General features: G+C 58.7%; 7 protein-coding genes. All 7 read right to left on the minus strand.

Features of this window, described 5'->3' with window-relative positions; all coding sequences use genetic code 11:
- Positions 1 to 556 precede the first annotated feature (556 nt).
- Positions 557 to 772: a hypothetical protein gene (locus UP10_RS21675; RefSeq protein WP_044589298.1), complete on the minus strand. Its 216-nt coding sequence runs from the start codon at positions 770 to 772 to the stop codon at positions 557 to 559.
- Positions 773 to 924: 152 nt separating this feature from the next.
- Positions 925 to 1,191: a hypothetical protein gene (locus UP10_RS43205; protein WP_197086874.1), complete on the minus strand. Its 267-nt coding sequence runs from the start codon at positions 1,189 to 1,191 to the stop codon at positions 925 to 927.
- Positions 1,192 to 1,261: 70 nt separating this feature from the next.
- A complete protein-coding gene (locus UP10_RS45355) occupies positions 1,262 to 1,435 on the minus strand; it encodes a hypothetical protein (RefSeq protein ID WP_197086875.1) in 174 nt (57 codons plus the stop codon).
- A gap of 466 nt (positions 1,436 to 1,901) precedes the next feature.
- Positions 1,902 to 2,165 (minus strand): hypothetical protein, encoded by a 264-nt coding sequence (locus UP10_RS21685; RefSeq protein ID WP_044589300.1) that lies wholly within the window; start codon positions 2,163 to 2,165, stop codon positions 1,902 to 1,904.
- Positions 2,166 to 2,707: 542 nt separating this feature from the next.
- Positions 2,708 to 3,136 (minus strand): DUF4399 domain-containing protein, encoded by a 429-nt coding sequence (locus UP10_RS21690; protein WP_044589301.1) that lies wholly within the window; start codon positions 3,134 to 3,136, stop codon positions 2,708 to 2,710.
- A gap of 26 nt (positions 3,137 to 3,162) precedes the next feature.
- On the minus strand, positions 3,163 to 4,719 hold the full coding sequence (locus tag UP10_RS21695; RefSeq protein ID WP_044589302.1) for an SUMF1/EgtB/PvdO family nonheme iron enzyme: 1,557 nt from the start codon (positions 4,717 to 4,719) through the stop codon (positions 3,163 to 3,165).
- Between the two features lie 628 nt (positions 4,720 to 5,347).
- Positions 5,348 to 5,500: a hypothetical protein gene (locus UP10_RS45360; RefSeq protein WP_197086778.1), complete on the minus strand. Its 153-nt coding sequence runs from the start codon at positions 5,498 to 5,500 to the stop codon at positions 5,348 to 5,350.
- Positions 5,501 to 6,000 lie beyond the last annotated feature (500 nt).

Below are 6,000 nucleotides of genomic sequence, written 5' to 3' on the forward strand. Positions count from 1 at the left end.
GAAATTATGTGGCGGATTCACGCTAACGCCGAAGCCTGGGAAGCCAAGTTCGGCACCCATGCGGATAGCCGGTATCGCCGCCGCCGTTGTTGTGGTTGGCATGATCCTGGCCGTTCATCGATGGTAGCTTGCTAGCCAGGCAAGCATGCACACACAGCAAAACACAGCTTAAATTATCGCACCTCTTATCGAATCCAGCGCGAGTGTGGAGACGGTTGACGGTGCGTTGCGCGACCCGCGAATCTGTGTCCCCATACCCCTTGGTGATTCGAGAGTTCTCCATGACTTTTAAATGGAGGATTCCGCTGTGCACCACCTCAAATTCAATGGACCGGTTTTGATTTCGACGCCAAAGGTTGGCTCGCCATCCTGGCGGCGATTTTTATCGTCGTGGCGCTCCTGCTGGTCCCGCGGCTTCTGCTCTATTTGTTGCATTGAAAAGCCCTCCGAAGAGAGCCTTCTCCTAGACCGTGGCTCCGGCAGAGTTCGTTCAAGGGACACTCGCGGAGTAGAAGGTAAGAATAAGCCCTCCTCAGGGGGACTTGCGCACTACACGTCACTTTGTGTTCGCAGCCTTCCACCAACCCTCATAAGCGCAGCCTTGAAGTTTAAGGTTTGCAAGGTCGAAGGAATAGCGACAACTTATTTGTCTGGTGGTGTCCGGATCAAGTGTCACCACGTCGCCGAACAGGCTGTAAGCTCCGTGCATAAGCTCTTTGCCATCGGCAAGACTGTCGATGCGGTACATGCCGTGCCGATAAAACTCCAGCATCCGCCCGTCTAAAGATAGGGCTGGTTCATCAGGTCTTTGTCGCTCTGAGCGTGATAGGTCGGCTCTCCAGCGTAAGCCGAGATTGTCAGCAACAGTAGTATGAGCAACGTGCGCATTCATTCTCTAAAGAAGACCTCCGAAGAGGCCTACCATCATTTATCCAATTCGTCGCCTTCTAGCCAATCTAACTCGATGCAGGCGATACGCTGCGTACATCTCATCAGCTCGAACAGCTCCTTGACCTCGGTCACCCGCAGCTTGGTGCCACTGGGCATGTGGTCCAGGAGCATATGACGCTTGCCGGCAGCGATCTCGTCTCGGCGGTTGACATCCTGTTCGGCGTGATAAGCCTGCATGTCGGCCACGAACTGCCGGGCGGCCGCGGGCGGGATCTCGAGAGGCTTTCTCCGGATGGGCATGCTGGGAAGATAGCCAGAGACCGGAAGCCTCGCCATACTAATGAAAGAGGCCGCCAACTGAGGCGGCCCGTTACTCCCGCCGATCCGACATAGCCTTCTCGATTTCTGCAGCCAGTCGTCTGAAATGGGCCGCCAGGCGCTCATATAGTTCGCGTTTCTGCTGGTCCGTCGAGCTAGTGGCAATCCGGTCCGCAAACTCGGCTTCGGCGTGAAGCTTCTTCGCACTGGCCTTCAGGTCCTCCATGGCGCCGTCACCTCAGCGATTGTACCGGCGTGGCCAGCCATTCGGACATATGTGCAGCTTCGTCGTTGTGCCGTGCCCGACGAAGCAACTCTTCTCGTTCGGCGCTCGGCGGAAGACGTCTGGCGCGTTCGCGCAATTCTCGGGCTTGCTCTGCTAGTCGTTCTTCCAGCGATTGAATGTGCTTTACCCGACGCCGTTCCATTTCACTCCCCTGTTGGTTCCCTGCCCGGAACGGGGGATTCAAGTTTCAGGCGTCCGTAAGGTTCCGAGAGAATTCCGGGGTGAGCAACTTTCATCCTCCTGCGCGCCAAGCCGCTCACGCAAAACGACCTCCGGCGGGGGAAGATACGCCGAAGGCCGCCAACCTGGTTTGGGCAGGTTTTCTCTCGGTGGGCTTGGTTGGATTGGGGTGACCGAGAGCAGGGATTCGACTCTGAGAGGGCGGCAATGTTCCAAACCGACGGTGTCAGGCAAACAGGTCCGCGCCGGCGGGGGTGAACTTCACGAAGGTTCCGCTTTCGTGATACTCGAGCCAGCCGTGCGAGATCGCGAATTGCAGGCCAGCCCAGTATTCCGCCGCGGTCGCCTTATCCCCGAACAACATCTTGCCGTTGATGACCTCGATGTAGATCCGGCCGTCCTGAATCGGCTCGAAGGCGTTGGCATGCTCCAGCAATCGGCGTGCAGCCTTTTCCGGATCGGCGTAAGGGCGAGGCTCGGCGTACTTCATCCTCCACCGATACCGTGATTCTGCGAATGGAGCGAACGGCGATCGCCGGTGAGTTTTTCGACATAGTCGTCGATTGCATCGATAAGCTGCCGGCCGGCGAGGGGGGCGAGAGTCGCCAATCTCGCGAGTGTTACACGCGTCCTATCCTGAATCAGCAGTTTACCCAGCGCACGCATCAACATAGGTGACGGAGTAAAGCCGGGTCGTTAATCGTTGTTACAGCCGTGCGTGGTGTCGGGGTGAGATCGGAAGTCCAACCGGAACGGAAGGGCTCGAACGTTGGCCCCGGTTGGCCCTTCGCTAGGTCGAAGTCGTAGAATGCCTGCCCGATCTGGACGCGCAGTAGCTTTGCTGTGCGCAGATTTGGCTCCGCTTGACCACAAGGATAGAGCGTCATTCCGTCTTCGCTGAATAATCCTGTAGCCACGCCACCCCTTCGGGTCGAACGTCATTGCCTTCAACTGACCCGTGGCGCAAGCGTCCTGATCTCGTGGCAGGATCGACCTTAGCCGCGGTTCGCACAGGAGGCTGACTGTATCGGTCTATCTGATCGCGATGGTGATCTTCTCGGAAACGACCGGTGGGTTAAATGGATAATGCTTGGCGTCGCCCAGCACCAGCTGCAACGTGTGCCTGCCGGGCGGCAGTTCGATACGGGTTTCAGTCTGGCCCGCGCCGAAGTGCTGATGTGATTTGTCCGACGGAATCGGTTCATTCGGATTAAGCGGCTCGTTCACGTCAATCAGGAGATGGTGATGGCCGCTGTTCGGATAGTCGTCTCCGGCGTGGGTGACACCCATGTTACGCAGGCCGAAGCGGCACCAGAACGCGCCTTTGATGGTCGCTCCGTCGTGCGGCCAGACGAAGTACACCTTCGCGTCCTGTGGCGCCGGCTTACCTTGCGCGTGGACGGGGTCCGCGAGCAACGCCACGGCAACCGCAAGCAGGATCAAGCGTGCAAACTCTTTCATCAGCCTCTCCCCAAAACCATTTTGCCCTAAGGCGACAGAGCGACTCGGAAACCGTGGGTCGGATATCGAACGTTGGTGTCATAATTGTCGCGATTGGCCGGACGCACATAGCGTGCATCGTTCTTCCAGGAGCCGGAGCGGATGACATGCGAGGCGCAGTCGCCACCGGCCCAAACCGAACCATCAGTAGGCGCCCCCTGGTAATTCCTGTGCCAGCAATCCTCGACCCACTGATCGATCCCGCCGCCCATATCGTAGAGGCCAAACGGATTTGGCCTGAAGCTGCCAACCTTGACCGGCTGTTCGGCGCTGCCGTCGCCGCCGCAATCCTTGCAGCCTGCGTTGCCCGATTGCATCTGATCGCCCCACCAATATCTGGTTTGCGTTCCGCCGCGCGCCGAATACTCCCATTCGGCTTCGCTCGGAAGCCGGTAGGCCCTTTTGGTGCGGTCGGCGAGCCATGCCACATATTGTTTGGCATCGCTCCAGCTCACATTCGTGACCGGAACATCATCCTTTCCGGCCGCCGTGAAGCCGCATACCTTGGCCGCCGCGCAGATATTCCATTCGCGCACGGTGACCGGGTACTTACCCATGGCAAAGGGTTTGACCGTCACCTTGTGGATCGGCCGCTCCGAGGCATCGTCATTGCTTCCCATCGAATAGCTGCCGCCTTGGAGTGTCAGCATTTCGGGCTCCGGCACGGACGCAGCTTGCGCAGGCGCAGAGCTCGCGGAAGGTGTCGGTTGGGGAGACGATTGCTGCCCGGCGAGCGTCGGCGCCGGACTTGGAATAACGCTCGGTGCCAGGCTTGGCGCTGGCTGCCTGACGTCGGGCGATGACGCCGGTGCGGGGGACGAGGGCGGCAATAGCGCCACGTCGGTTAACTTGCCGCGCGGTGTCACCAGCATGTACCAGAGCGCGCCGCCGGCGATGATTGCGATCGCCAACCCGAGCAACGTGATCAGAACAGTCTCACGACGCTTGCGCGTCCTGTGGAAGGCGGCGGCATCTGGCAGCACGCGATACACCCGGACGGGATCGGTAATGTTCTTGACCTTGCGGTCGCCGAGCGACTCGTATCCACAGACCAGCTTGTGCTTGATCTGCTCGTAGATGCCGCCGGAGATGAAGACCTCGCCCGGCGCCGCAATCCCTTCCAAACGCGAAGCAACATTGACGCCATCGCCGTAGATATCGTCGGGCTCGATGATGACGTCGCCGAGGTTGACTCCGATCCGGTATTCGATCCAGTAGTCCCTCGGCATCGCCGCGTTGCGGCCGATCAGATTTTGCTGAATCACGATGCTGCACCGGACAGCTTCGACCGGACTGTCGAATATTGCGATGAATCCGTCGCCAGTGGTCTTGACCAGTCTGCCGTGGTGCTCGGCAATGGTGGGCTCGATTAGATCGCGCTCGATCCGCTTGACGCGGCTATGCGTGCCTTCTTCATCAAGCTGCATGAGCCGGCTGTAGCCGGCGATATCGCCCGCAACAATCGCGGCAAGACGCCGCGGCACCGCATCATCGGGCGGCGGCTTGCCGGGCTTCCCGGACTTGAAATCGCGAATTTCACCCATCGCTTCGGTTGCTCCACAACCCAATGGCCAGCGTTTCAGGCCCGATCGCGCTCACAATGAACCTACCACACCGATGGACTAATTTGCGAACGCATTCGCGGTGCCTGGAAAAGCGCATAAAATCGGCGGTCAAGACCACCATGTGTCCCGGCACAAGGTGGACTACAAGGCGGGCGGGAGGGCCGTGCGCCGTGATGTCGACGTCGTTCATTTCGCTCTCGAGATCGACGCCACGCCTCCGAAGCGCTGAGTGACTGCCAACGAGATTTAGCTTTGAGACGGGGCCAGATAGCTTAGATGTGAACGGGGCGGGGCCGACCTGTAAGGCCGCCGCTCGCCCGTAAGGGAGTGACGCGCGCGCGAATGGGAGCCCGCCGAATCCAGAGACTCATATCCAATTCATTACATCGAGGCCAACGGCGCTCGGCGCTGGTCCTACATGGGCAGACAAGCTTGCCAGAAGCAACGAAACGGCTAAGACGACGCCGCAAATTACAAGAATCTTTAGCGCTTCGTCGGCGGAAGGACCCCGTCCGCGGGAAAGAACGCTTGCGACGGCATTCATTGCGACCTCCAAGTTTCGCCAATGAGGCAAATCTGAGTGTTTGCTGAAAGGGCGTTTTTTCCGTCAAAAAAATCCGGCGCTCAAATCCAGCCCGTAGCTTGCGAAGAGCAGAGACACCAACAAACCGACACCGCAAAAAATGACCAGCGTCTTGAACGTTTCGACATCGCCATCGATGTGCGACACACGGAAGAGGGCTTTTGCGATTGCGGCCATTTTCAACCCCCGGTTCGGCTCCACGAGCGGAGCATCGTAGATGCGACGATAACTCAACCTCTGAGCTGCAAATGTGCACTGGATCAGAGAGCGGGCAAAGCCTACGTCGTGAGACCGCTCTGTGACTGCGGCAAGGCGCGCGCTCGCTCTTGATCGCGGGCCATTCTTTCCTCGCGCCGCCTATGGAAGAACTCCCTCAACCACCTGCCCAAATCAGCGGATCGCCGAAGGTGAGCGTCTTTCAATACCTCTGCTAAATCCGCAAAATGAAGGTCGTCAGACATAGCCGAATCCCCTTTGTCCAATGACAGGAGGTGAGGCCGGTTTGTTTCGGTGCCTGCTTCGTGTGCTACTTTGCAGGCAGCTTCACAGGGACGTGCGGAGAGTTGCTTACCACCCGCGGGCTTCCGTCCGGATAAACATGTCCTTGGGATCTGATAACGGCTTCCAGCAGAACAATGAATTTCTCTGAGAGCATCGGCGTCGCCTCATGATGAGGA

It is taken from the genome of Bradyrhizobium sp. LTSPM299 (assembly GCF_000938235.1).
Lineage (GTDB): Bacteria > Pseudomonadota > Alphaproteobacteria > Rhizobiales > Xanthobacteraceae > Bradyrhizobium.